Here is a 23,803-nt window from a genome sequence, read left to right on the forward strand (position 1 = left end):
CGGCTGCCCGGCCCGTCACCTTTACACGCGTTCTACGCCAATCAGAATGGCGGTTTCCGGATCCAGAATCGGCAGCGCAATACCCGCCCGCATCAGCCATTCGCCGCTTGCCGTTTGCGGGGCTTCCATCCACGCCGGCAGCTTGCGCATGGTGTGCCCCCCCTCGCCCGTGATCTGAATGTTCGGATGATCCAGCAGCGTAATACGGTACTGCGCGCTGGCGTCTAACCCCGGCATGCGCAGCGGCATCATCAGGGTGTAATCCGGCATCGCGAGCTGGCTGACCATAAACAGCCCCTGCGCTTTGTCTTCACTCACTATACCCTGCGCCAGCGTGGTGGCATCCGGCATGTCCACGCGCCATTGGGTACCGTGATGAATCACCTCACGCCACCGCTTATACAGCGCGGCATAATGGCGATAGCCCTCACGCTCCTGCGCATCGACGGTGAGCGGATCCAGCTCCAGCCCCATATGCCCAAACAGCGCCGTCAGCCCACGGAAAGCGATGCTGTGCTGGCGGAAGGTAGCGTGACATTTATGATGACCGATATGCGCCCCCATCACCTCCGGCGGGAAGAAATAGCTCATGCCGCGCTGGATCGTGTTGCGCTCCAGCGCGTCGTTGTTGTCGGAAGCCCAGAAGCGGTGGCTGCGGGTCAGCACTTCATAATCGATTCGCCCCCCGCCGGAGGAGCAGGACTCAAATTCAATGTGCGGAAAACGCTCGCCCAGCACGTCCAGCAGGCGGTAAAACTGGCGGGTCTGCGCGTCGGCGGCGGCTTTACCGTTGTGCCCGGGCTGCACCAGCTCGCGGTTCATGTCCCATTTCACGTAGTCAACCTCGTGCTCGCCCAGCAGCCAGCTCATGCGCTCCACGAGATAATCAAAGGCCTCTGGGATGTTGAGATTAAGCACCAGCTGGTGTCGTCCGGTCGCCTGGGGATAGCCCGGCAGCGCCAGCACCCAGTCAGGATGCGCGCGATAGAGATCGGAATCCGGGTTAATCATCTCCGGCTCGATCCAGATGCCAAATTCCATGCCGAGCCGTTTAACGTGACTGATTACCGGCGTCAGGCCGTTCGGGTATTTTTTCTCATCCAGGTACCAGTCGCCCAGCGCGGCATGGTCGTCGTTGCGGCCTTTGAACCAGCCGTCGTCAATGATAAAGCGCTCCACGCCCAGCGCGGCGGCCTCGTCGGCCATGCGCATGATGTACTCCGGATCGTGGCTGAAGTAGATCCCCTCCCAGGTATTGAGGTGTACCGGGCGCGGTTTGTTTTCCGGGAAGCGGATGATGCTGTCGCGCAGGTAGCGGTGGAACTGCTGGCTCATGCCGTTCAGCCCGTGCGGGGAGTAGCTGGCATACAGGCGCGGCGTCCAGAGCGTTTCGCCCTCTTCAATCGCCATTTCACCCGGCAGGTAGAGCGCTTCGGCCTGTATATAACGGCGACCATCGGTTTTCGCTTCGGCGCGCAGGCGGTGGTTGCCGCTCCAGCCCAGATGCACGCCCCAGACGTCGCCCTGCATTTCGCTGAACGATGGCGTACCGGCGATCAGCGCCGGAAAATGTTCGTGGGACGTTTTACCCCGACGGTTTTCAATGACAAAGCTGTCGTGTTCAAGCGTGACGCGGTGCGGCTGAAATTCTCTGATCCAGCGTCCGTGAAAGGCCATAACCTCCTGCGCGCGCTCGGCCACCGGCAGCGTGACGGCGAATCGGTCCACCTGCCACGCCTGCGTTTTCAGGTTGGTTAACCCATGGCGCACCACCAGCACGCCGCTGGCCTCCAGCGTCAGCTCGCTGGTCAGACGCAGTCCCGCGCATTCATCTTCGGCAGTTATCGTCAGGGTGTTTATGTCCTGCTGCACCTGCGTGGTTTTAAACACCGGGGAACCGTCCAGCCCCTGGCGATGCCCCTCAATACCGGGCGAGCCAAACAGCCCGTGCCCCAGCTCGGCCATCAGCGTCACCGGGGAGTCCACATCCAGCCTGCCGTTTGCCACAGGCCGCGCCAGCGTAGCGACATTCTGCGGCGAAAAGTGCTGAAGGTGCGGCCCCCAGTAGAGAATTTCGGCGAACGGTTGGGTTTTTATCACCACGTCAACCGTGGTGCTTTCGAGTCGTAAAATGGCATCTTGCATCAGACATCTCCTGTCGTCGGGATGTCTTGAGTGTTGATCCGAAACGTTTCGGATACAAACCAAAACGTTTCGGATCTGTGATCGGGTTTGGAAATTTACGCAGTTTAGGCCGTCTGGCCCGGGAAGAATTCAGGCTGCCAGAGCACCTGGAGCTGCTCGATCGCCTCGCCATTGATCAGCTGGCGCACCATATCGGCAATCTGTTTCCCGACGCCCTGACGAGTGGACTGGATCACTGCCGCCACGTCAGCATCAACGATGCTGTCCTGCGGAAGTCCGTCATAAACCACCAGCGCAACGGCGTTCTCGCCTGTCAGGCGGCCCAGTTCCGCCAGCGCCATCGCCGCGCCGTCGCCGTGGGTGTTGCAGTCGGTAATGATGGCCGTGGGGGGCTGCGGCAGGGAGAGAAGTTCTTTCGTGGTGGCATACCCCACGCGGCGCGAAGGGGGCATAGCGCGCAGCCATTCGCTGGAGAGCCCGGCTTCCCGCAGCGCGTCCAGGTAGCCCTGTCGCCGCTGGGTGATGAATGCCTGATTATTGCTTTCGCCCAGCAGGGCGATGCGCTGATGGCCTTTCTCAATCAGCCAGCGGGTGGCCTGGTACGTGCCAGCATAGTTGTCGAAGTCGAACCATGCGTACGGCTGCGGCAGCTGGCTGCGGCCAAGCGCCAGAAAAGGGAATCCGACGGCCTGCAGCTGTTCAAGTCGCGGATCGTGATCCAGCGTGTGGGCCACAATCAGCGCATCCACGCGGCGGCTTTGCACCATGCGCATATAGCTGTGCTTATCCGCCAGATCATCGTCGGCGATGAGCAGCAGGTCGATCTCATGTCGCGCCAGTTCGTGGCTAATTTCGCCGACCATGTCCATAAAAACGCTGTTATTGAGCGGAACAGGATGCACGGGAAAAACGAGGCCGACGGCATCAATTTTGCCCATCTTCAGGCGGCGCGCAAACGTATTAGGTCGGTAACCACGGCGCTGGGCCTCCGCCTCCACGCGGGCGCGTGTCTCAGCAGAAACATCGTCATACCCGTTGAGGGCGCGGCTGACGGTAGTGACGGACAGCCCCAGTTCTTTAGCAATGGCTTTGAGCGACATGATTTTCGTATCTTCGTTAATTTTGTTCCGCCACCAGAAGGGCGTGGGTGTCTGGCTCCAGCGCCTTAAAGATATGCGGCTGATCGGCAGGGTAGCAAATGTAATCGCCCGGGCCGAGTTCTTCCGCGGCGTCGATCAGGCCGACCATCGCCCGCCCCTGGGTCACGATAATATGCTCAACCGACCCCGGCGGATGCGGCTGGGAAATACGGTCTGCGCCCGGCTGCGTCAGCAGCAGATAGATATCACGACGCGCGCCCGGCGGACACGCCGCCAGCAAAATCGCCTCGTAGTTTGCCTGCCCGGCAACCACCTTGGTGCCCTCGCCGCGGCGGATCACCTGCGTGACGGGCTGCTGCGGCTCCAGTAACCGGGCAAATGGGATATCCAGCGCCACGCAAAGCGACCAGAGCGTTTCCAGGCTAGGATTGCCGTTGCCAGACTCCAGCTGAGAAAGCGTAGATTTGGCGATCCCGGCACGGCGGGCAATTTCCGCCAGTGACAGCCCGGTTCGCAGGCGTTCCCGCACCAGGCTTTTGGCGATCACGCTGATTGGCTGCGTCATAAAAACGGCCTCTTTCTCTCTATAACGAACGATTCGTTCATCTTGTAAAACGATTTTGATGCGTTCATTATAATGGAAATACGTTCGATATGGCTAAAATGATATGAAGAATCCCCTCTCTTGCCTGAAAGGCGACACGATAAAAGCGATAATTTTGGTCTGCCTCGCGGTAGGCGTGGTCGGCATGTCTTACGGCTCCCTGGCGATGGCCTACGGTTTTCCGCTGTGGGTGCCGTTTGTGCTTTCCCTCACGGTGCTGGCGGGCGCATCCGAGTTTATGTTTATCGGCATTGTGGCAAGCGGAGGTAACCCGCTGGCGGCAGCGGCCGCCGGTTTGCTGGTCAACGCGCGCCATGTGCCGTTTGGCGTGACGGTGCGTGAACTGGTGGGCAAACGGGGTTTGAGCTATCTCGGCTGTCACATCATGAACGATGAAAGCGTGGTGTTTGGCCTGTCGCAAAAAACGCCCGAGCAGCGTAAAGCGGCCTACTGGCTGTGCGGTTTAGGCGTGGCGATTATCTGGCCGGTGGGGGCGCTGCTGGGTGCCATGGTCGGTAAACTGCTGCCGGACCCGGAGACCATCGGGCTGGACGCGGTGTTTCCGGCGATCCTGCTGGCGTTAGTGGTACCCGCGTTTAAAAACCGTACCACGCTGATCCGCGCCTGCAGCGGTGCCGCGCTATCACTGGCTGCCGTGCCGTTTGCCCCGGTGGGTTTACCGGTTCTGCTTTCGTTACTCGGTCTCGCTGCGAGGAAAAAATAATGGGAAACATGACGTTTTTTATTCTCGGCATCGCCATTCTTTCTGCCGGAACCTACCTGATGCGTCTCGGCGGGGCAAAGCTGGGCAACCGGCTGGCGCTTTCTGAACGTTCGCAGGCGCTGCTTTCCGATGCGGCTACCGTTTTGCTGTTCTCCGTCGCGCTGGCGACCACGTTTTATGAAGGGGAACATTTTGCGGGCATGGCGCGCGTGCTGGGCGTAGGGTTCGCGGTGTTCCTGGCATGGCGAAAAATGCCGTTAATTGTGGTGATCGTCGCGGCGGCGTTGGTGACGGCGCTGCTGCGTCTGGCGGGTATAAACTAAAAAAGCGCCCGAGGGGCGCTCTTTCGACGGTATAGAGAAATTATTTGTTCAGTTCAGCGGTCATGTGTACGCGGTTACCGGTGAACGCCTGGGTAATTTTGTAGGATGACGCGCCTGCTTCCTGAGCCTGAGCCGCGATTTTCGCTTCTGCGCTATCAATGGTGGAGGCAGAGGCGGTCACTGTTTGTGCAGCGAAAGAACCGAAAGAAGCAGCCAGAGCGATTACAGCGACAAAAGTTTTGATGCTTTTCATGATATAAACCCTTTCATTAAGTTGTTTAGATAAGGCACCGTGCCTTGATGAGATAAATACTAGCCCTCATCCTGAACAACTAAAAGCGGAAGGATTTGCTATTATCGTTCAAAATTACTGATCAACCATTAACCGCTGCGGATGGGTATAAATCGTCGCCCTGCCCGGCTTGCAGAACCCCACCAGCGTCAGATTGCAGCGCTCCGCCACCTCCACCGCCAGCGTGGTTGCCGCCGACACCGCAAACAGAATTTCCACGCCGCACATCGCGGACTTCTGCACCATCTCATAGCTGGCGCGGCTGGAAACAAGCGCCGCGCCCTGCTGCCAGAGATCGCTCTCCCCCGCACGACGGCCTAATAGCTTGTCGAGCGCGACGTGGCGGCCCACGTCCTCATGCCCTCCAGCAATATCTCCTGACGGCAATACCCACGCCGCCGCGTGCGTGCAGCCGCTCAGTTGGCCGATGGGCTGAACATCGTTGAGATTTTCCAGCGCACGGTCGAGATGCGCCAGATTGAAGGTCTGGGTAAACGGCAGTGGCGCAACGGGCTTGCCAATATCATTAAGCTGCTCAACACCACAGACACCGCACCCGGTACGCCCGGCCAGCGCGCGGCGGCGCTCTTTCAGCCCCATAAAGCGGCGGCTGGAGAGTTCGATTTGCACTTCAAGACCGTTACACGCCTGAACCACGTCCATGCCGTAGATCTCCTGCGGGTGCGAAATGATGCCTTCCGAAAGGGAAAAACCGATGGCGAACAGTTCGAGATCTTTAGGTGAGGCCATCATCACCACGTGCGAAATACCGTTGTAAACGAGGGCAACAGGCACTTCTTCAGCCAGAAAATCGGGTGTGGCATGGGTAATGTGGGGCGGTCTGCGTACCGACATTTCCACAATGCCCGCAGGCAGTGGCGATGAGCGGGTAGCACGGTTTTGTTTAGACACAGCGGTATTCCTGAACAACCACGGAAGTAGGCCTGCTATTGCAGCATAAACCGCAGGCCTTACGCATAGTATGGATCAACTTTTCGACACTCATTGTCCTACTCATTAAGAAGAGGTGCAACCCGGCCCCCGCTACACCCCTTTAACATGCAGAGCTTATAGTGTGATCAGTGTCACACTTTATAATCAACACAGTGATAATACGTTCACTTTGTATTAACGCCGTTGGAACAGGTATACCGACATTGTGGTATTCTGATGATATCCCTCGGAGAAATGAGGGATTAACGCAAATTTTTCTCCTTTGCGGTCAATTCTCAACCGCGAAGTTAAAACTACATATATAAGCAATGTCGAACAAGGAGTGACCCATGCAGGTCAGCAGAAGGCAGTTCTTTAAGATCTGCGCTGGCGGTATGGCAGGCACCACGGCGGCGGCACTGGGCTTTGCGCCCGGCGTAGCGCTGGCGGAAACGCGGCAGTACAAACTGCTGCGCACCCGCGAAACCCGTAACACCTGTACGTACTGCTCCGTCGGCTGTGGGCTGTTGATGTATAGCCTCGGCGACGGTGCGAAAAACGCCAAAGCGTCTATTTTCCATATCGAAGGCGACCCGGACCATCCGGTCAACCGCGGCGCGCTGTGCCCGAAAGGGGCCGGTCTGGTGGACTTTATCCACTCCGAAAGCCGTCTGAAATTCCCGGAATATCGCGCACCTGGCTCCGATAAATGGCAGCAAATCAGCTGGGAAGAGGCGTTTGACCGCATCGCAAAACATATTAAAGAAGACCGCGATGCCAACTTTATTGAGAAGAACGCCGACGGCGTTACGGTCAACCGCTGGCTCTCCACCGGGATGCTGTGTGCTTCTGCCTCCAGCAACGAAACCGGCTATTTAACCCAGAAATTCACGCGCGCACTCGGTATGCTCGCGGTCGACAACCAGGCGCGTGTCTGACACGGACCAACGGTAGCAAGTCTTGCTCCAACATTTGGTCGCGGTGCGATGACCAACCACTGGGTCGACATCAAGAACGCCAACCTCATTGTGGTGATGGGCGGTAACGCCGCTGAAGCGCACCCTGTCGGGTTCCGCTGGGCGATGGAAGCCAAAATCCACAACGGTGCGAAACTGATTGTGATCGATCCCCGCTTTACGCGTACTGCGTCAGTGGCGGATTTCTACACCCCTATTCGTTCAGGTACTGACATCACTTTCCTGTCAGGCGTACTGCTGTACCTGATGACCAACGAAAAATATAACCGCGAGTACACCGAAGCCTATACCAACGCCAGCCTGATCGTGCGTGAGGATTACCACTTCGAAGATGGCCTGTTCAGCGGTTATGACGCGGAAAAACGCAAGTACGACAAAACCAGCTGGAACTACGAGCTGGATGAGAAAGGCTTTGCGAAGCGCGACACCACTCTTCAACACCCGCGCTGCGTATGGAACCTGCTGAAAGAGCACGTTTCCCGCTACACGCCGGACGTTGTCGAGAACATTTGCGGCACGCCGAAAGCAGACTTCCTGAAGGTCTGCGAGCTGATCGCCGAAACCAGCGCGAAAGACAAAACCGCCTCGTTCCTGTACGCCCTCGGCTGGACGCAGCACTCCATCGGCGCGCAGAACATCCGTACCATGGCAATGGTGCAGCTGCTGCTCGGCAACATGGGGATGGCAGGCGGCGGCGTGAACGCCCTGCGCGGTCACTCTAATATCCAGGGTCTGACCGACCTCGGCCTGCTGTCGCAGAGCCTGACGGGTTACATGAACCTGCCGAGCGAGAAACAGACTGACCTGCAGACCTACCTGACGGCCAGCACGCCAAAACCGCTGCTCGAAGGCCAGGTGAACTACTGGGGCAACTATCCGAAGTTCTTCGTCTCGCTGATGAAAGCCTTCTACGGCGACAAAGCGACGGCGGAAAACAGCTGGGGCTTTGACTGGCTGCCGAAGTGGGACAAAGGTTACGACGTTCTCCAGTACTTCGAAATGATGCACCAGGGCCAGGTCAACGGCTATATCTGCCAGGGCTTTAACCCGGTGGCGTCGTTCCCGAACAAGAACAAGGTTGTTGAATCCCTCTCGAAGCTGAAGTTCCTGGTGACGATTGACCCGCTCAACACCGAGACCTCGACCTTCTGGCAGAACCACGGCGAGTCGAACGACGTCGATCCGTCGAAGATTCAGACCGAAGTGTTCCGCCTGCCGTCTACCTGCTTCGCGGAAGAGAACGGTTCTATCGTCAACTCCGGCCGCTGGCTGCAGTGGCACTGGAAAGGCGCGGATGCCCCGGGCATCGCCATGAACGACGGCGAGATCCTGGCCGGTATCTTCTTACGCCTGCGTAAGATGTATGCGGCAGAAGGCGGCGCGAACCCTGAGCCGGTGCTGAACATGACCTGGAACTACTCGACGCCGGAAAATCCTGCGCCGGAAGAAGTGGCCATGGAGAGCAACGGTAAGGCGCTGGCGGACGTTATCGACCCGGTCACCGGCGCGGTTCTGGCGAAGAAAGGCGACCAGCTCAGCACCTTCGCCCACCTGCGCGATGACGGTACCACCTCCAGCGGCTGCTGGATCTTTGCCGGTAGCTGGACGCCGAAAGGCAACCAGATGGCCAACCGCGACAACGCCGACCCGTCGGGCCTCGGCAATACGCTGGGCTGGGCATGGGCATGGCCGCTCAACCGCCGCATCCTCTATAACCGTGCCTCCGCTGACCCGCAGGGTAACCCGTGGGATCCGAAGCGTCAGCTTCTGAAGTGGGACGGCGCGAAATGGGGCGGCGTGGATATTCCGGACTACAGCACTGCCGCACCAGGCAGCGACGTTGGGCCGTTTATCATGCAGCCTGAAGGGATGGGGCGCCTGTTTGCTATCGACAAGATGGCGGAAGGGCCGTTCCCGGAACACTACGAGCCGTTTGAGACGCCGCTGGGCACCAACCCGCTGCACCCGAACGTGGTCTCTAACCCGGCAGCGCGTATCTTCAAGGGCGACTTTGAAGCGCTGGGTAAAAAGGACAAGTTCCCGTACGTGGGCACCACCTACCGTCTGACCGAGCACTTCCACTACTGGACCAAGCACGCACTGCTTAACGCCATCGCTCAGCCGGAACAGTTTGTGGAGATCGGCGAGAAGCTGGCGAACAAGCTCGGCATTGCCCATGGCGATACCGTGAAGGTCTCCTCTAACCGCGGCTACATCAAGGCCAAGGCGGTGGTGACCAAGCGTATTCGCACGCTGAACGTTCACGGTCAGCAGGTGGATACCATCGGCATCCCAATTCACTGGGGCTATGAGGGCGTGGCGAAGAAAGGGTTCATTGCGAACACCCTGACGCCGTTCGTCGGCGATGCGAACACGCAGACGCCGGAGTTTAAGGCCTTCCTCGTGAACGTGGAAAAGGTGTAACGGAGACGACTTATGGCTTATCAATCTCAAGACATTATCCGTCGTTCCGCGACTAACGGTTTCACGCCCGCGCCTCAGGCGCGGGACCACCAGCAGGAAGTGGCGAAGCTGATCGACGTGACCACCTGTATCGGCTGTAAAGCCTGTCAGGTGGCCTGCTCTGAGTGGAACGACATCCGTGACGAAGTGGGTCACAACGTCGGGGTGTACGACAACCCGGCAGACCTGACCGCCAAGTCCTGGACGGTAATGCGTTTCTCGGAAGTGGAGCAGAACGACAAGCTGGAATGGCTTATCCGCAAAGACGGCTGTATGCACTGCGCGGATCCGGGCTGCCTCAAGGCGTGTCCGTCAGAAGGGGCTATCATTCAGTATGCCAACGGCATCGTCGACTTCCAGTCCGAGCAGTGCATTGGCTGCGGCTACTGCATCGCGGGCTGTCCGTTCGACGTGCCGCGCATGAACCCGGAAGACAACCGCGTCTACAAATGTACCCTGTGCGTTGACCGCGTTAACGTGGGCCAGGAGCCTGCATGCGTGAAGACCTGCCCAACCGGCGCTATCCACTTTGGCTCCAAAGAGGATATGAAAACGCTGGCGGCAGAGCGCGTGGGCGAGTTGAAAACCCGTGGTTACGACAACGCGGGCCTGTACGATCCGGCCGGGGTTGGCGGTACGCACGTGATGTACGTGCTGCACCACGCCGACAAGCCGAACCTGTATCACGGCCTGCCGGAGAACCCGGAAATCAGCGCCACCGTGAAGTTCTGGAAAGGCATCTGGAAACCGCTGGCCGCGGTGGGCTTTGCTGCCACCTTCGCAGCGAGCATCTTCCACTACGTCGGCGTTGGTCCGAACCGTGCGGAAGAGGAAGACGACAACCTGCATGAAGAGAAAGACGAGGTGCGCAAATGAGAAAACGTGACACCATCGTGCGCTACACCGCGCCGGAACGCATCAACCACTGGGTCACCGCCTTCTGCTTCATGCTGGCGGCGATAAGCGGGCTGGGGTTCTTCTTCCCCTCCTTCAACTGGCTGATGCAGATCCTGGGCACGCCGCAGCTGGCGCGCATCCTTCACCCGTTCGTGGGTGTGGTGATGTTTGCCTCGTTTATCATCATGTTTTTCCGCTACTGGCACCATAACCTAATCAATCGGGATGATATCTTTTGGGCGAAGAATATTCGTAAGATCGTCGTCAACGAGGAAGTGGGTGATACCGGGCGTTATAACTTCGGCCAGAAATGCGTATTCTGGGCGGCGATTATCTTCCTGGTCCTGTTGCTGGTGAGCGGCGTGATCATCTGGCGTCCGTACTTTGCGCCTGCTTTCTCAATCCCGGTGATCCGATTTGCGCTAATGCTGCATTCATTTGCCGCAGTGGCGTTAATTGTGGTTATCATGGTGCATATTTACGCCGCCCTCTGGGTGAAAGGCACCATTACCGCGATGGTGGAAGGATGGGTAACCAAAACGTGGGCGAAGAAACATCACCCGCGCTGGTACCGTGAAGTCCGCCAGAAACAGGAAAAGTCATCTGAATGAGTATTCGCATAATCCCGCAAGATGAGCTGGGGTCGAGCGAGAAACGTACGGCGGAGTATATTCCGCCGTTGTTATTCCCCAGACTCAAGAACCTCTACAACCGCCGCGCAGAGCGTCTGCGCGAGCTGGCAGAGAACAACCCGCTGGGCGATTTTCTGCGCTTTGCCGCGCTGGTTGCACATGCGCAGGAAGTGGTGCTGTACGACCACCCGCTGCAAATGGATCTGACCGCGCGCATCAAAGAAGCCAACGCGCAGGGCAAGCCGCCGCTGGACATTCACGTCCTGCCGCGCGACAAGCACTGGCATAAGCTGCTGCATTCGCTGATTGCCGAGCTGAAGCCGGAAATGAGCGGCACGGCGCTGGCGGTCATTGAAAATCTGGAAAAAGCGTCCGAACAAGAGCTGGAAGAGATGGCGAGCGCGCTGTTTGCCTCCGACTTCTCGCTGGTCAGCAGCGATAAAGCGCCGTTTATCTGGGCCGCGCTGTCGCTCTACTGGGCGCAAATGGCGAGCCTGATCCCGGGCAAAGCCCGCGCCGAATACGGCGAAGCGCGCCAGTTCTGCCCGGTCTGCGGCTCAATGCCGGTCTCCAGCATGGTGCAGATTGGGACCACGCAGGGGCTGCGCTACCTGCACTGCAATCTGTGTGAAACCGAGTGGCACGTGGTGCGCGTGAAGTGCAGCAACTGCGAGCAGACTCGCGATCTCAACTACTGGTCGCTGGAAAATGAAGACGCGGCGGTGAAAGCCGAAAGCTGCGGCGACTGCGGCACCTACCTGAAGATTCTGTATCAGGAAAAGGACCCGAAAGTCGAAGCGGTGGCGGACGATCTCGCCTCGCTGATTCTGGATGCGAAGATGGAGCAGGAGGGCTTTGCCCGCAGCTCGATCAACCCGTTCCTGTTCCCGGGTGAAGGGGAGTAATCTCCTGTGAGAGTGCCGGGCGGCGCGAGCTTGCCCGGCCTACACCTGGTAAGGCGTAAGGACCTCGTCAATACCCGCAAAATCTTTCGTGTTGCGAGAAATCAACGGACATTTTCTGCTCTGCGCTGTAGCCAGGATGATAGCATCAGGCAGTTTCATCCCATGCTTCTCACGTAGTAAAACGCTTCTTTCCGCGATATCCCGAGACACATCAATAATTTCAAAAGCGCCCATCACGGCTGCCGTTTTCGCTTCATGACCATGCCTGCGAGCGCCCACCATCACTTCCATCCAGGTAATTAAGCTGATGGCACGATGCGACGCGGTATGCTCAATCGCATCCGCAGCTTCAACACGGTTGTTGAAGAGATCAATGAGAATATTGGTATCAAACACTGCCATGTGCTCCATGATTACCACTCCTCACGCAGCTTGCGTTCATACTCAAGCCCGTCCTCTTTTCTGTCTCCCCACAGACCAAGCGCATTTCGGATAACAGAAGAACTCTGCTGGTCGAGATACAGCTCAATCGCTTCGCGAAGCAGTTCAGCACGTGGTTGATTTCGCAATTGCTTGAGGTTATCCAAACGTTGAATCACGTCATCAGACAAATCGATCAGTATTCTGCCCATATCAAGGTCCGCCAAAAGACTCATATATCACCTTAGTATATCATCTGCGGTTAATTTTCAGGCAATATATCCACATTAAAAACAGAGTTAAAGGGCATAGCCAAGGTAGTTGCAGGTTTTGCGAGCCGCTTTCCAGAATGTTCACACCCGCAAATTTCTCTGTTTTCATCTGCCGTAAACCAGGCTATAAAGCTGTATATAAACACAGTGTAAGGACGTAGCCATGGCGCTGGAAAAGGGTATTAAAAAGCTTGTTCAGGATTTTATTGCGGCAGGACGGCCCTCCCCGCGAAAGCAAAGTATTGATGACCGCAGAGCCGGGTACATTGCGAGCACAGAACTTGCCGGTGAGACTGAAAATCGCGTCCTTGTTGAAACGCTCGTTCTTGAGGAGATGACCTTTCGGGTGTTTTCACCTCTCAATGCACCCGAAACCTTACCTGCAGCCATCTACTATCACGGCGGTTGTTTTGTCAGCGGTGGGTTTGAAACGCATGATAATCAGCTTCGCCAGCTGGCGTTTAAAGGCAACTGCCGTATCGTTGCGGTGCAGTACCGGCTTGCGCCAGAACATCTTTTCCCCGCCGCACATGACGACGCTGAAAGAGGGGCAGATTTAGTTTGGCAGTATGCCGACAGGCTTGGGGTTAACAGAAACCGGATAACCCTTTGCGGAGACAGTGCAGGGGCACATCTGGCGCTGGTGACGTCGCTGCGGCTCAAAGCGAAAGGTGTCTGGCAACCAGCACAGCTGATCCTGATCTACCCAATGCTCGACGCGACGGCTCGTTTTGAAAGCTATATTCTCAACGGCGCGGATTATGTCATCACTCGCGACACCCTGCTCAGCGGGTATGAAATGTATCTGGCCAGCACCGATCGCCAACATCCAGAAGCCAGCCCACTGTGGCGGGATGATTTTTGCGGACTTCCGCCAGTGCATATTGTTACCGCTGAGTATGATCCGCTCTGTGATGAGGGCGAGATGCTGTATCGGCATCTTTCAGAGCAGGGGGTGACGTGCACGGCCCAACGGTGGCTGGGTGTGATACACGGTTTCTTTCAGCTTGGCGGCGTGAGTCAGTCGGCGAGGGACGTGATGCGGGATATCGCCTGGCGGATCAGTGCCGCCCGGCGATAAAAACGGAAGAGACTACTCCTCCTCGTTCCCACCCTCTTCATAAGCGCCATACGGCTTCGCAGGAAGAACGATATAGGTTCCTTCAAACACCGCGCCCGGCGTTTCATCGCCGAACAACTCAACCTGCATCTGCACGCGCGCTTTGCGGCCACGTGCCAGACGATCAAGATCGCCGCCCAGCGCGCCAAGGTCCGCCACCGCGCTCGGCTTGCCGCTGATCGGCGCACTGTAGCGAATGTGGGCATCGGCCAGAATAATGGTGCCGCCAAGATGCCGCTCGCGCAGCATTAGCCAGATCAGCCCCCAGCCGGTGAGCGTCGCCAGGGAAAACAGGCTGCCGGCAAACAGGGTGTGGTGAGGGTTCTGATTGCCGGTTTCCGGCATGGTGGTAATGAATTTTTGCCCGGTGTACTGCTGAATGCGCACGCCCATCTTTTCACTCAGAGGGATGTGTTCATACCAGGCCTGCTGCAGCTGCCCGCACCAGTCCGCGCGATGAAGAATATCGTCCAGCGTGGCGATGGGTTTGATCATCAAAAAGTGGCGAATCGGCGTGGTTTGCGGAGCGGTGATTTCACCCTGGTTAACAAAACCGAGTTTGGCAAAAAACTCCACGGCATCTTCCCGGGCGCTACAGGTGACGCGCTTAACGCCTTCCTGACGGGCGACGGACTCCAGCGTCATCGCCATTAGCGTCCCCAGCCCTTTATCCTGCACGGAAGGGTGAACCGCCATAAAACGAATCGACGCTTCGTTATCAGCGTTGATATACAGTCGCCCGACGGCGACGAGGTTGCCCTCTTCGTCCATCACCATCTGATGATGGGCCATCGCATCCCAGGCGTCGCGTTCAGATCCTTTTGGCTGATGCAGTGGCTTGCGCAGCATTTCCCAGCGGAACTGGTAATACGCTTCTAACTCTTCTTCCGTTTGCGGTACTCGAAGGTGATACATAGCTGTACTCTCTCTTGTTACCCGCGGCCACGCCGCCAGTTGGCTCATACCTGAAGCCAGAATGTGACGGGGCCATCGTTCACCAGCGAGACCTGCATATCTGCAGCGAATCGTCCGGTTTGCGTATTCATTTCCTGTTGGCGACAACGCTCAACAAAGTATTCGTAAAGTGCTTCTGCACGATCCGGCGCGGCGCCTTTAGAGAAACTTGGGCGCATGCCGCGCTCGGTATCCGCTGCCAGCGTAAACTGGGAAACCACCAGCACGCTGCCGCCCGCCTGCTGGACGTTCAGATTCATCTTGCCTTCCGCATCGCTGAATATGCGGTAGCCCAGCACGCGCTCGCATAAGCGGTTCGCTTTTTGTTCGTCATCATCCTTTTCGACACCTAACAACACCAAAAGTCCTGGGCCAATTTCACCCGTCACCTCTCCCTCCACGGTGACGCTGGCACGGGTTACGCGCTGTATCAATGCAATCATGGTTGGTCTGCTTCTAATTGTTTTTCAGCTTCTGCTACTTTTTTAAGTTCGCGGTATACGCCGAGAGTGACAGTTATTTCGGCACCAAGCAAGACGATACACCAGGTCCAGTAAACCCAGACAAACAAAATGGGGATCACCGCCAGCACGCCGTAAATCAGCTGATAAGACGGGAACATGGTGATGTAAAGCGCGAATCCTTTCTTGCCCAGCTCGAAGAGGACGGCTGCGACCAGCGCACCCACGATGGCATCACGGTTAGGTACGCGCGTCGTCGGCACCACGCTGTAAAGCAGCCAGAATGAGAGCCACGATAAAATGAGCGGGAAAATGCGCAGAACGTTATCAATCACGCTGTTTAAGTCACTCGCCCAGCGCAGAGAAAGAAGATAGGAACTTATCGCCAGGCTCGCCCCCGCCAGCAGCGGACCGAGGGTCAAAATCATCCAGTACACGGCAAAGGAGTATACCTTAGGACGGATTTTTTTGCTTCGCCAGATGGTGTTGAGAGCACTGTCGATGGAATACATCAAAAGCAGCGCCGTGACGATGAGGCCGCAGGCGCCCACCGCCGTCATCTTGCTGGAGTTGGCGACAAACTGCTCAATATAGTTCTGAATAACGTCGCCGGTGGCCGGAATGAAGTTTGCAAAAACAAAATGACGAAGCTGCAAGCTGACATCTGCAAACATCGGAAACGCGGAAAACAGGGCAAAGATGACCGCCACCAGCGGCACCAATGAGAGCAACGACACATAGGCGAGATTCCCCGCCAGCGTCGTCATGTTGTCCTCATCAATGCGGTGCCAGAGCAGCTTCAGCCATGCCCGGAGCGGCCGAGTATGGTGCGTGGCTTTTTGATGAACGGTTTTTAGCATAACTGCTTCGCAAAATAGTTCGGTATCGTCTCTTTTCCGGTCACCAGAATTGACGTGATACCTAACTGGTTAGCTCCCTCTATATTATCGGCGTTGTCGTCGAAAAAGACCGCATCGGCCGCGGAGAATCCTTCTTCCTGCAGAACCGCCTGATAAATACGCGCTTCAGGCTTGCGCATGCCCATCTCCTGGGAGAGATAAATTTTATCTGCTGCCGCGTGAATCTCCGGATATTCATCCGGCCAGAAGGTGGTATGCAGGCGGTTGGTATTCGACAGCACCACCACGCGATGCCCCTGCTCGCGCAGTTTATGCATGATGTCGATCACTTCGGGGCGGATCGCGACAAATATGGCCTGCCAGCCGTGGGAAAACTGCTCATAGCTTAACGAGAGACCCATTTCCTGGCAGAAACGCTCTGCGAACGTTTCATCGCTGATCTCACCGCGCTCGTGCAGATGGAAAGTGTCGCCCATCGCGAAATTCTGCTTTAACGTCGCCAGCGGAACACGGCTAAAATCGCTCCATGCGCCCAGCACCCGGTTAAAATCGATATCGACGATTACATTTCCTAAGTCAAAGATATAAAGCATGTTTATCTCCTTTCGCCGTGGAAAAGTAACTGTAGCGGGAAAGAGTAACTTTAGCTATGCGCCAGATTCAGCTTAGAGAAAGGAAAGGCCCGAATAGGCATATCGGGCCATCAGAAGGTCAGCCAGCCTGCTGCTCTTCTCCGGAATTGACTTCAACAACCTCAACCTTGCTGGATTTAAGGTGGTTTTGCAGCGCCGAGCCGGGCAGTTCGTCGGTGAACAGCGCCGTTGCCTGCGCCACGTTGCCGATTTCAACCGCCGCGGAGGCGTGGTATTTCGTATGATCGGCCGCCAGCAAAATGTGGCGAGAGTGGGCCATCATGGTTTTCACCACGCTGGCTTCATTCACGTCAAACTCCATCATCGCGCCGTCGTGCTCAATCGCCCCGACGCTGGTCACAAGATAGTCCGCCCGAAAACCAGACACAAACGCCGTCGCCGCAGGCCCGATAATGCCGCCGTTGTGCGGGCGCAGCGTGCCGCCCGGCACCATCACTTCAAAGCGCGGGTTCTTATACAGAATATGCGCCACCCTCAGGCTGTTGGTGATGATGCGCAGATGATTATGGTTAAGCAGCGCCCGGGCAACGTGCTCTACGGTCGTGCCGATGGTGATGAAAATAGTTGAGCCGTCGGGAATATAGTCCGCAATCGCCTCCGCAATCGCCCGCTTCTCTTCGGTAAGCGACACTTCGCGCTGTTCGAACGCCGTGTTCACCACGCTGGATGCCCTGCCCGCGCCGCCGTGATGACGCGTGATCAGCCCCTGCTCGCTGAGCTTACGGATATCCCGGCGCACCGTTTGCGTCGACACGTCCAGCAGCTGCGCCAGTTCATCAATGTTCATATAGCCGCGATCGGCAATCAGCGTCAGCAGCTGATCGTGACGCGGGTTGCCGGTCAGTTCGGTAAGGCTCATGGGCTGTCCTCTGAAAACCATCACGCTCCGCATTTTATACAAAAAGTGACAAAAAAGAGCGGGTTTGATCACAGTCGGGTATACCCGCGCGCCCGCCGGGCTTTGTGCATTTCAGGGCGGCGACGGCGCTGGCAAAACGCACGGCGTCTACGGCGGTGGATTGCTGCCCCAGGCTGAACGCCAGCGCGCCGTGGAAAACGTCGCCCGCGCCGGTGGTATCCACCACCTTCACCTCAAAGCCGGATTGATGACACAAGGCGCCGTTTTCCAGCCAGTAGCAGCCATCTCGCCCCTGAGTGACATACACATGTCCATTTGTGAGCGTTTGTGCTTTTTTAAGGGCATCTTCTGCTTTATCCAACTGAGTTAGTCGCCGCAGGCCCGGCGCGGAGAAGGCCGCGTGGTCGCTTAAGGCTATCAGCTCCGCGATGTCCTGCGGGGTAACGTCGGCATCAAGCAAAGTAGGAACGCCCTGCTGACGGGCCAGGGTAAACGCCTGTTTTGCCCCGTCATGCCAGCGCACGTCTGCTAACACGATATCCCATTGCGAGAAGTCGATTTCATGCAGCCAGTCTGCCTCGGCGGGCAGATCGGGGCTGGGGTAGTTGGCAATCACTCGTTCTCCGCCTGCGTCCACCAGCACCGCGGATTGTGACGATCGGGCACCCTTAAATACGCGGGTGTAACGGGTCTTCACCCCCAGGGATTCCAGCTCCGCAAGCAGCCGTCTGCCTGTATCGTCGTCCCCCACCCGGCCAATAAAATCCACTTCCGCACCCAGTTTTGCCGCGGCCACCGCCGCCGTGGCCGCCGGGCCACCGCCCACTTCCGTATAATCCTTTGCGACATATTTCCCTCCTTCTTTAGGTAAATCATCGAGATACCAGATGCGATCCAGCACGGTAATGCCGACACAAACGATGCGAGTCATGGTGATTCCTTCTGCGATTTCTGATGCCTTCATTTTAATTTCACCAAATGTTTAAAAAGTGACCCGTGTCAATTTTTTGACTATAAATTACAAATACGATCAAAAACAGACAACAAAAACGCGCAGAAATTGACACGATGTGACAGGAGAGAGGCATGTCAGCAATCGCATTTATCGGTTTAGGTCAGATGGGCGCGCCAATGGCGAAGAATCTGTTGAAGCAAGGCCATCAGCTTAACGTCTTTGACGTGAACCCGCAGGCGGTTCAGGCGCTGGTAGAGAGCGGCGCACGGGCGGCGGCTACGCCCGCTCAGGCCGCAACGGACGCCGAATTCGTCATTACCATGCTGCCAAACGGCGACCTGGTGCGCAGCGTGCTGTTCGGCGAGCACGGCGTGTGCAAAGGGTTATCCCGCGACGCGCTGGTGATTGATATGTCCACCATCCACCCGCTGCAAACCGACGCGCTGATCCGTGACATGGCAGAGCGCGGCTTCAGCCTGATGGACGTGCCCGTGGGACGCACGTCTGACCATGCCATCGCCGGCACGCTGCTTCTGCTGGCGGGCGGCACCGCGCAGCAGGTGGAACGCGCCACCCCTGTCTTAATGGCGATGGGCAGTGAGCTGATTAACGCCGGCGGGCCGGGCATGGGCATCCGCGTGAAGCTTATCAATAACTACATGAGCATCGCCCTGAACGCGCTTTCCGCCGAGGCGGCGGTGCTGTGTGAAGCGCTTGGCCTCTCCTTTGACGTGGCGCTGAAGGTTATGAGCGGTACGCCTGCGGGTAAAGGCCACTTCACCACCTCATGGCCGAACAAGGTGCTGAAAGGCGATCTTTCACCCGCCTTCATGATCGACCTTGCGCATAAAGATCTGGGGATCGCCCTGGACGTGGCTAACCAGCTCCACGTTCCGATGCCGCTGGGCGCGGCGTCCCGCGAAGTTTATAACCAGGCTCGCGCCGCCGGGCGCGGGCGCGAAGACTGGACGGCCATTCTTGAACAGGTTCGCGCATCTGCCGGGCTGAAAAAATCACACTGATACGAAAGGACTGAGGAATGACGATGTACACCCTGAAAGATATCACCCGACCTTCCGGCGGTTTTGCAATGCTGGCCGTGGATCAGCGCGAAGCGATGCGCCTGATGTTTGCCGCCGCAGGCGCGCCGGTGCCGGTAACCGACCAGCACCTGACGGATTTTAAGGTCAACGCGGCGAAGATTCTGTCGCCGTACGCCTCTGCCATTCTCGTCGATCAGCAGTTTTGCTATCGCCAGATTGTGGAGCAGCAGGCCGTTGCCGAAAGCTGCGCGATGATTGTGGCGGCCGACGAGTTTATTCCAGGGAACGGGATCCCGGTCGACAGCGTGGTCATCGACAAGAACATCGACGCGCAGGCGATCAAACGCGACGGCGGCAAGGCGCTGAAGCTGCTGGTGCTGTGGCGTAGCGATGAAGATCCGCAGCAGCGCCTGGAGATGGTGAAAGCGTTCAATACGCTGTGCCACGACAACGGGCTGCTGAGCATTATCGAGCCTGTGGTGCGTCCGCCGCGTCGCGGAGCCGAATTTAACCGCGAACAGGCGATTATCGATGCGGCTAAAGAGCTGGGCGACAGCGGTGCCGACCTCTACAAGGTGGAGATGCCGCTGTTTGGTAAGGGCACGCAGCAGGAACTGCTGGCGGCCTCGCAGAAGCTGAACGAGAACATCGCCATGCCGTGGGTGATCCTCTCCTCCGGCGTGGACGATAAGCTGTTCCCGCGCGCCGTGAGCGTGGCGATGCAGGCGGGGGCATCGGGCTTTTTAGCCGGTCGCGCCGTCTGGTCCTCGGTGATTGGCCTGCCGGATACCGAGCTGATGCTGCGTGATATTTCCGTACCAAAACTTCAGCGTCTGGGTGAGATCGTCGACGAAATGATGGCTCGCCGTTAAGAAAGGACCCGAACATGAAATGGTTTAACACCCTGAGCCACAACCGCTGGCTCGAACAAGAGACCGACCGCATTCTTGATTTCGGCAAAAACGCCGCCGTACCGACCGGCTTTGGCTGGCTGGGCAATAACGGGCAGGTGCGCAGCGATATGGGTACCCACCTGTGGATCACCGCCCGCATGCTGCACGTGTACGCGGTGGCGGCGAACATGGGCCGTCCCGGCGCGTATGCCCTGGTTGAGCACGGCATTAACGCCCTCAACGGTCCGCTGCGCGACAAGCAGCACGGCGGCTGGTACGCCTGCGTAAACGATGAAGGCGTCATTGACGCCTCCAAGCAGGGCTATCAGCACTTCTTCGTCCTGCTGGGCGCGGCGAGCGCCGTGACCACAGGACACCCGCAGGCACGCAAGCTGCTGGACGATGCCATCGAGGTGATTGAGCGCTACTTCTGGAGCGAACAGGAGCAAATGTGCCTCGAGTCCTGGGATGAAGCCTTCAGCAAAACGGAAGATTACCGCGGCGGTAACGCCAACATGCACGCCGTGGAAGCCTTCCTGATTGTCTATGACGTAACCCACGACCGTAAGTGGCTCGACCGCGCCCTGCGCATCGCCTCGGTGATTATTCACGACGTAGCGCGCAAAGGTGAGTATCGCGTTAACGAGCATTTCGACACCGACTGGAACCCGATCCGCGATTACAACATCGATAATCCTGCTCACCGCTTCCGCGCCTACGGCGGCACGCCGGGACACTGGATTGAGTGGGGCCGCCTGATGCTGCACCTGCGCGCCGCGCTGGAAGCGCGCTTTGAAACTCCACCTGAGTGGCTGCTGGAAGATGCGAAAGGCCTGTTCCACGCCACCATCCGCGACGCCTGGGCACCCGACGGCGCCGACGGGTTTGTCTATTCCGTGGGCTGGGACGGCAAGCCTATCGTCCGCGAACGCGTGCGCTGGCCAATCGTCGAGGCGATGGGCACGGCCTATGCCCTCTATACCGTGACCGGCGAAGCGCAGTACGAAGCCTGGTATCAGAAGTGGTGGGATTACTGCATCAAGTACCTGATGGATTACGAAAACGGTTCCTGGTGGCAGGAGCTGGACACTAATAACGAAGTGACCACCAAAGTCTGGGACGGCAAGCAGGATATTTACCATCTGCTGCACTGCCTGGTGATCCCCCGCCTGCCGCTGGCGCCGGGCTTAGCGCCTGCCGTCGCCGCCGGATTGCTGGACAGCCAGGCCAAATAATAAAGACGGAGTTTTTATGCGTACCCTACACAATATTGACCTAAAAAATAACGAACGTGGCTTTACCCTGCGCTGGCAGGATCGCCTGATTTTGTCCCACTCTGAAGAAGCGCCTTGCCTGTGGATCGGAGCAGGCGAGGCCGATATCGAGATGTTTCGCGGCAATTTCAGCATTAAAGACAAGCTCAACGAAAAGATTGCCCTGACGGACGCGACCGTCACGCAGCAAAGCGCGGGCTGGGCGATCCGCTTTACCCGCGGCGATGCGGTAAGCGCGACGCTGCTGGTGGGCGTGGATGCGGAAGGCCGTCTGGAGCTGAAGCTGAAAAATGATGCTCCCGGCCATAACCGCATCTGGCTGCGGCTGGCGGCGCAGCCGGAAGATCATATCTACGGCTGCGGCGAGCAATTCTCGTACTTCGACCTGCGCGGCAAGCCGTTCCCGCTGTGGACCAGCGAGCAGGGCGTGGGCCGCAACAAGCAGACCTACGTCACCTGGCAGGCCGACTGTAAAGAGAACGCGGGTGGTGACTACTACTGGACCTTCTTCCCGCAGCCTACCTTTGTGAGCACCCAGAAGTACTACTGCCACGTGGATAACAGCTGCTACATGAACTTTGACTTCAGCGCGCCGGATTTCCACGAGCTGGCGTTCTGGGAAGATAACGCCACGCTGCGCTTCGAATGTGCGGAAACCTACGTCGATCTGCTGGAAAAACTCACCGGCCTGCTGGGGCGCCAGCCTGAGCTGCCGGACTGGGTTTACGACGGCGTGACGCTGGGCATCCAGGGCGGCACCGAGGTGTGCCAGCAGAAGCTCGACGCCATGCGCGAGGGCGGCGTGAAGGTGAACGGCATCTGGGCGCAGGACTGGTCCGGCATCCGCATGACCTCCTTCGGCAAACGCGTGATGTGGAACTGGAAGTGGAACAGCGAGCTCTATCCGCAGCTTGACGAGCGGATCGGGCAGTGGAAGCAGGAGGGCGTACAATTCCTCTCCTATATCAACCCGTACGTCGCCAGCGATAAAGATCTCTGCGAAGAGGCGGCGAAACGCGGCTATCTGACCAAAAACGCCAACGGCGAGGACTACCACGTTGAGTTCGGCGAGTTCTACGCGGGCGTTATCGACCTGACCAACCCGGAAGCCTACGGCTGGTACAAAGAGGTCATCAAAAAGAACCTGATCGAACTGGGCTGCGGCGGCTGGATGGCCGATTTCGGGGAGTATCTGCCAACCGACACTTTCCTGCACAACGGCGTGAGCGCGGAGATCATGCATAACGCCTGGCCTGCCCTGTGGGCGAAATGTAACTACGAGGCGCTCCAGGAGACCGGCAAGCTCGGGGAGATCCTGTTCTTCATGCGCGCGGGCTACACCGGCAGCCAGAAGCACTCAGTGATGATGTGGGCGGGGGATCAGAACGTTGACTGGAGCCTGGACGACGGTCTGGCGTCCGTCGTGCCCGCAGCGCTGTCGCTGGCGATGACCGGGCACGGCCTGCACCACAGCGACATCGGCGGCTATACCACCCTGTTCGAGATGAAGCGCAGCAAGGAACTGCTGCTGCGCTGGTGCGACTTCAGCGCCTTTACGCCGATGATGCGTACCCACGAGGGCAACCGCCCTGGCGACAACTGGCAGTTCGACGGCGATGCGGAAACCATCGCGCACTTCGCGCGCATGACCACCGTGTTCACCACCCTTAAGCCGTACATCAAAGCTGCGGTTGCGCAGAACGCGAAAAGCGGCCTGCCGGTGATGCGTCCGCTGTTCCTGCACTATGAGGACGACGCGCGCGCCTACACGCTGAAATACCAGTACCTGTTTGGCCGCGATCTGCTGGTGGCACCGGTTCATGAAGAGGGCCGCCGGGACTGGTCGCTCTATCTGCCGCAGGACAGCTGGGTCAATGCGTGGACCGGAGAAACCTGCCAGGGCGGTGACGTGACCGTAGATGCCCCGATCGGCAAGCCGCCGGTCTTCTATCGCCAGCACAGCGAATGGGCAGATCTGTTTAGCACCTTACGTGATATCTGATAAGGCTCGCCCGCAGGGAAACCTGCGGGCAGACGGAGAACA

At 57.9% G+C, this 23,803-nt stretch carries 24 protein-coding genes; 11 read left to right on the forward strand and 13 right to left on the reverse strand.

Annotated features, from left to right (window positions below; genetic code table 11):
* Positions 1-21 precede the first annotated feature (21 nt).
* The 3 genes from IB212_RS22675 to IB212_RS22685 all read right to left on the reverse strand — a co-directional run bounded on the left by IB212_RS22675 (position 22) and on the right by IB212_RS22685 (position 3,810).
* A complete protein-coding gene (locus IB212_RS22675) occupies positions 22-2,145 on the reverse strand; it encodes an alpha-galactosidase (protein WP_188246140.1) in 2,124 nt (707 codons plus the stop codon).
* A gap of 104 nt (positions 2,146-2,249) precedes the next feature.
* The gene (locus IB212_RS22680; protein ID WP_045630613.1) at positions 2,250-3,245 is read right to left on the reverse strand and encodes a LacI family DNA-binding transcriptional regulator; all 996 of its coding nucleotides are present in this window, start codon (positions 3,243-3,245) and stop codon (positions 2,250-2,252) included.
* 16 nt (positions 3,246-3,261) lie between these two features.
* Positions 3,262-3,810, reverse strand: a complete 549-nt coding sequence (locus tag IB212_RS22685; protein ID WP_003861973.1) for a helix-turn-helix domain-containing protein — start codon at positions 3,808-3,810, stop codon at positions 3,262-3,264.
* A 103-nt stretch (positions 3,811-3,913) separates the two neighbouring features.
* On the opposite strand from IB212_RS22685, the gene IB212_RS22690 reads away from it, so the two are divergent.
* Together IB212_RS22690 and IB212_RS22695 are read left to right on the forward strand one after the other, a co-directional pair.
* Positions 3,914-4,573: an AzlC family ABC transporter permease gene (locus IB212_RS22690; RefSeq protein WP_028014867.1), complete on the forward strand. Its 660-nt coding sequence runs from the start codon at positions 3,914-3,916 to the stop codon at positions 4,571-4,573.
* Complete coding sequence (locus IB212_RS22695; protein WP_188246139.1) at positions 4,573-4,896, forward strand: AzlD domain-containing protein; 324 nt, start codon at positions 4,573-4,575, stop codon at positions 4,894-4,896. The genes IB212_RS22690 and IB212_RS22695 overlap by 1 nt, the downstream gene beginning before the upstream one ends.
* Before the next feature lie 40 nt (positions 4,897-4,936).
* Here IB212_RS22695 and IB212_RS22700 read toward each other — a convergent pair whose 3' ends face one another.
* Positions 4,937-5,149, reverse strand: coding sequence for a DUF1471 domain-containing protein (locus IB212_RS22700; protein WP_041911778.1), 213 nt, complete (start codon positions 5,147-5,149; stop codon positions 4,937-4,939).
* Positions 5,150-5,263: 114 nt separating this feature from the next.
* A complete protein-coding gene (gene fdhD / locus IB212_RS22705; protein WP_045260237.1) occupies positions 5,264-6,100 on the reverse strand; it encodes a formate dehydrogenase accessory sulfurtransferase FdhD in 837 nt (278 codons plus the stop codon).
* A gap of 371 nt (positions 6,101-6,471) precedes the next feature.
* Between fdhD and fdnG the strand changes: the two genes are divergently transcribed.
* Genes fdnG through fdhE form a run of 4 tightly spaced genes read left to right on the forward strand, consistent with a single transcriptional unit; the run spans position 6,472 to position 11,995 of the window.
* Positions 6,472-9,522 carry a formate dehydrogenase-N subunit alpha gene (fdnG, locus tag IB212_RS22710; RefSeq protein WP_120266897.1) on the forward strand — a complete coding sequence of 1,017 codons (3,051 nt, stop codon included), beginning with the start codon at positions 6,472-6,474 and terminating at the stop codon, positions 9,520-9,522.
* Positions 9,523-9,534: 12 nt separating this feature from the next.
* Complete coding sequence (gene fdxH, locus IB212_RS22715; protein WP_003861960.1) at positions 9,535-10,437, forward strand: formate dehydrogenase subunit beta; 903 nt, start codon at positions 9,535-9,537, stop codon at positions 10,435-10,437.
* Positions 10,434-11,069 carry a formate dehydrogenase cytochrome b556 subunit gene (gene fdoI / locus IB212_RS22720; protein ID WP_015569914.1) on the forward strand — a complete coding sequence of 212 codons (636 nt, stop codon included), beginning with the start codon at positions 10,434-10,436 and terminating at the stop codon, positions 11,067-11,069. Before fdxH ends, fdoI begins: the two co-directional genes overlap by 4 nt.
* Positions 11,066-11,995 (forward strand): formate dehydrogenase accessory protein FdhE, encoded by a 930-nt coding sequence (gene fdhE, locus IB212_RS22725; protein ID WP_047362474.1) that lies wholly within the window; start codon positions 11,066-11,068, stop codon positions 11,993-11,995. The genes fdoI and fdhE overlap by 4 nt, the downstream gene beginning before the upstream one ends.
* Positions 11,996-12,034: 39 nt before the next feature.
* Here fdhE and IB212_RS22730 read toward each other — a convergent pair whose 3' ends face one another.
* Both IB212_RS22730 and IB212_RS22735 read right to left on the reverse strand, forming a co-directional pair.
* A complete protein-coding gene (locus IB212_RS22730) occupies positions 12,035-12,406 on the reverse strand; it encodes a type II toxin-antitoxin system VapC family toxin (protein ID WP_077266491.1) in 372 nt (123 codons plus the stop codon).
* A 2-nt stretch (positions 12,407-12,408) separates the two neighbouring features.
* Positions 12,409-12,651 (reverse strand): ribbon-helix-helix domain-containing protein, encoded by a 243-nt coding sequence (locus tag IB212_RS22735; RefSeq protein ID WP_060573391.1) that lies wholly within the window; start codon positions 12,649-12,651, stop codon positions 12,409-12,411.
* A gap of 199 nt (positions 12,652-12,850) precedes the next feature.
* On the opposite strand from IB212_RS22735, the gene IB212_RS22740 reads away from it, so the two are divergent.
* Positions 12,851-13,768, forward strand: a complete 918-nt coding sequence (locus IB212_RS22740) for an alpha/beta hydrolase (protein WP_047362471.1) — start codon at positions 12,851-12,853, stop codon at positions 13,766-13,768.
* Positions 13,769-13,780: 12 nt separating this feature from the next.
* Here IB212_RS22740 and fabY read toward each other — a convergent pair whose 3' ends face one another.
* The 6 genes from fabY to IB212_RS22770 all read right to left on the reverse strand — a co-directional run bounded on the left by fabY (position 13,781) and on the right by IB212_RS22770 (position 18,525).
* On the reverse strand, positions 13,781-14,722 hold the full coding sequence (fabY, locus tag IB212_RS22745) for a fatty acid biosynthesis protein FabY (protein WP_028014875.1): 942 nt from the start codon (positions 14,720-14,722) through the stop codon (positions 13,781-13,783).
* Positions 14,723-14,766: 44 nt separating this feature from the next.
* Entirely contained in the window at positions 14,767-15,204 is a 438-nt protein-coding gene (dtd, locus tag IB212_RS22750; RefSeq protein ID WP_008501836.1) for a D-aminoacyl-tRNA deacylase, read from the reverse strand.
* A complete protein-coding gene (locus tag IB212_RS22755; RefSeq protein ID WP_188246138.1) occupies positions 15,201-16,082 on the reverse strand; it encodes a virulence factor BrkB family protein in 882 nt (293 codons plus the stop codon). The genes dtd and IB212_RS22755 overlap by 4 nt, the downstream gene beginning before the upstream one ends.
* Positions 16,076-16,675, reverse strand: a complete 600-nt coding sequence (gene yihX, locus IB212_RS22760; RefSeq protein WP_041911771.1) for a glucose-1-phosphatase — start codon at positions 16,673-16,675, stop codon at positions 16,076-16,078. Before yihX ends, IB212_RS22755 begins: the two co-directional genes overlap by 7 nt.
* Positions 16,676-16,793: 118 nt before the next feature.
* Positions 16,794-17,594 carry a DeoR/GlpR family DNA-binding transcription regulator gene (locus IB212_RS22765; RefSeq protein ID WP_000059683.1) on the reverse strand — a complete coding sequence of 267 codons (801 nt, stop codon included), beginning with the start codon at positions 17,592-17,594 and terminating at the stop codon, positions 16,794-16,796.
* A gap of 34 nt (positions 17,595-17,628) precedes the next feature.
* Complete coding sequence (locus tag IB212_RS22770; protein WP_188246137.1) at positions 17,629-18,525, reverse strand: sugar kinase; 897 nt, start codon at positions 18,523-18,525, stop codon at positions 17,629-17,631.
* Between the two features lie 155 nt (positions 18,526-18,680).
* Here IB212_RS22770 and yihU point away from each other — a divergent pair, with 155 nt between their 5' ends.
* The 4 genes from yihU to IB212_RS22790 are packed head-to-tail and all read left to right on the forward strand — an operon-like array spanning position 18,681 to position 23,761.
* Positions 18,681-19,571 carry a sulfolactaldehyde 3-reductase gene (yihU, locus tag IB212_RS22775; RefSeq protein ID WP_188246136.1) on the forward strand — a complete coding sequence of 297 codons (891 nt, stop codon included), beginning with the start codon at positions 18,681-18,683 and terminating at the stop codon, positions 19,569-19,571.
* 17 nt (positions 19,572-19,588) lie between these two features.
* On the forward strand, positions 19,589-20,464 hold the full coding sequence (yihT, locus tag IB212_RS22780; RefSeq protein ID WP_188246135.1) for a sulfofructosephosphate aldolase: 876 nt from the start codon (positions 19,589-19,591) through the stop codon (positions 20,462-20,464).
* 14 nt (positions 20,465-20,478) lie between these two features.
* The gene (gene yihS, locus IB212_RS22785; RefSeq protein WP_023345127.1) at positions 20,479-21,720 is read left to right on the forward strand and encodes a sulfoquinovose isomerase; all 1,242 of its coding nucleotides are present in this window, start codon (positions 20,479-20,481) and stop codon (positions 21,718-21,720) included.
* A gap of 16 nt (positions 21,721-21,736) precedes the next feature.
* Complete coding sequence (locus IB212_RS22790) at positions 21,737-23,761, forward strand: alpha-glucosidase (RefSeq protein WP_188246134.1); 2,025 nt, start codon at positions 21,737-21,739, stop codon at positions 23,759-23,761.
* Positions 23,762-23,803 lie beyond the last annotated feature (42 nt).

The sequence above is a fragment of the Enterobacter sp. E12 genome (genome assembly GCF_014596715.2).
GTDB lineage: Bacteria > Pseudomonadota > Gammaproteobacteria > Enterobacterales > Enterobacteriaceae > Enterobacter > Enterobacter bugandensis.